This window comes from Methylobacterium sp. CCH5-D2 (assembly GCF_001556475.1).
In the GTDB taxonomy this organism is placed as follows: domain Bacteria; phylum Pseudomonadota; class Alphaproteobacteria; order Rhizobiales; family Beijerinckiaceae; genus Methylobacterium; species Methylobacterium hispanicum.
The window spans coordinates 1-1,990 of the sequence record NZ_LSIX01000649.1 but is presented as its reverse complement, the minus strand read 5'-3'; the positions used below and the strand labels follow the sequence as shown (position 1 = coordinate 1,990).

The window sequence follows — 1,990 nt, the reverse complement described above, 5'->3', positions numbered from 1 at the left end:
TCGCCCGCCTGCCCTACCCCGAGGCGTGGCGGGTGGTGCTGATCCTCGACGCGGGGATGACCGGCGTGCACGGCGCCCGCGAGGTCGAGGCGTTTCGCGATCTCCCGCGCTTCCCCGAAGCCCAGGCCGCCGAGATCTGCCGGATCGTGCTGATGCAGGTGCTGCCGGCCGCCGTCACCGCCGAGCCCGAGGCCTTCGGCGCGGGCATCACGACGATCCAGCGGCTCGTCGGCGACCATTTCGCCCCCCACCAGGGCGGCCGCTTCGCCAGCCCCGCGGTGGCGCGGGCGCTGGCCCGGGTGGCCGAGGCCGGGGTGGCCGGCTACGGGCAATCCTCCTGGGGTCCGACCGGCTTCGCGCTGGTGCCGAGCGAGGGGCAGGCGCGGGCGCTGGTGGCCGACCTGGAGGCGGCGCTGCCGGGCGCGGGGCTGCGCTACGTCGTGGCCCGGGGACGGAATACGGGCGCGACGGTGACGGGCGGGGAGGGCCCCGCTCCTCTCCGGGCTTGACCCGGCCCCCGCCTTCGGTCTTCGCAAGGCAGGCGCACGCGCCCACCAAGAACGAGGAGACGACCATGGCCCGCTCGATCCTGCACATGCTCACGCCGCTCAAGCACATGAGCCCCTTCGACGTGAACATGGCGATCGATGCGGGCTTCGAGACCATCGTCACCTACACGGACGTGACGCTGCCGGACGTCGTCTCGCTGACCCAGGACTCGATCTTCTCCCGCGCCCCCGAGGACGGCGTGCGCACGGGCTTGTTCATCGGCGGCAAGAACGCCGAGGACGCCCTCGACATGGTGGACCGGGCGAAGAAAGCCTTCGTGCCCCCCTTCGCCAACCACATCTTCGCCGACCCCGCCGGCTCCTTCACCACGGGCGCCGCGATGGTGGCGCAGGTGGCGCGCGCGCTCCGCCAGCGGCACGGCACCGATCTCAAGGGCAAGCGCATCGTGATCTTCGGCGGCGCCGGCGTCGTCGCCTACGTAGCGGCGGTGATCGGGGCGCTCGAAGGGGCCAAGACCGTGCTCGTCGGCCACGACGGCGAGGAGCGCGTCTCGAAGATCGCCTTCACCATGAAGTGGCGCTTCGGCATCGAGGTCGGCGCCGTCGACGGCACCGCGCCGGAGGACCGGCGCCGGGCGATTGCCGATGCCGACGTGATCCTCTCGGCCGGGCCCGCCGGCATCCCGATCCTCTCGGCGGAGGATCTCGAATCCGCGCCCAAGCTCCTCGTCGCCTCCGACGTCAACGCGGTGCCGCCGGCCGGCATCGCGGGCATCGACGTGAACGCGGTCGATGTGCCCCTGCCGACGGGCAAGGGGATCGGCATCGGCGCGCTCGCGGTCGGCAACGTGAAGTACCAGACCCAGTGCCGCCTGTTCCGCCGCATGCTCCAGGCCGACCAACCGCTCTGCCTGGATTTCCGCGACGCCTACGAACTCGCCGTCGAGGTGACGGGCTGAGCGGGGACGACCGAGCGACGATCTCCCTCCCCCCTCCGCGGGGGGAGGGAGGATCACGCCCGTGACCGACGCCATCCTGATCGCCGCCCAGTCCGGACGGGCGCTGGCCGAGGCTGCCCGGCGTGCGGGCCTGCGCCCGCTCGTGGCCGACCTGTTCGGGGACGCCGATACCCTCGCGCTGGCCGAGGCCTACCGCCCCCTGCCCGGCCGCTTCGGCGCGGGACGGCTCGGCGGGACGGTGCTCCTCGACGCCCTCGACGATCTCGCGGCGGCGGCCGGTACCCGGCCCATCGGCGCCGTGCTCGGCAGCGGCTTCGAGGACGCGCCCGACCTGATGGCGGCGATCCACGCGCGCCACGGCCTGCTCGGCGCCGCGCCCGACGCGGTCGCCGCCCTGAAGGATCCGTTCCGCCTCGCCGCGCTCTGCGCGGAGCTCGCCGTCCCGCACCCGGCGGTCGCGGTGGAGCCGCGGCCCGACCCGGCGAACTGGCTGGTCAAGCGCGTCGGCGGCTCGGGCGGCAG

The 1,990-nt window shown here is 74.0% G+C and carries 1 protein-coding gene and 2 pseudogenes; all 3 read left to right on the top strand.

The window, feature by feature from the left end:
* Nucleotides 1–509, top strand: a pseudogene (locus tag AX737_RS17225) (GHMP kinase); the annotation flags it as partial.
* A gap of 65 nt (nt 510–574) precedes the next feature.
* The gene (locus AX737_RS17220; RefSeq protein WP_066923571.1) at nt 575–1,468 is read left to right on the top strand and encodes an NADP-dependent methylenetetrahydromethanopterin/methylenetetrahydrofolate dehydrogenase; all 894 of its coding nucleotides are present in this window, start codon (nt 575–577) and stop codon (nt 1,466–1,468) included.
* 61 nt (nt 1,469–1,529) lie between these two features.
* Nucleotides 1,530–1,990: pseudogene (locus AX737_RS17215) on the top strand (tetrahydromethanopterin C1 transfer protein); the annotation flags it as partial.

Coding starts and splice junctions, on each gene's coding strand:
- AX737_RS17220 (WP_066923571.1), top strand. CDS start 575: ATGGCCCGCTCGATCCTGCACATGCTCACGCCGCTCAAGCACATGAGC.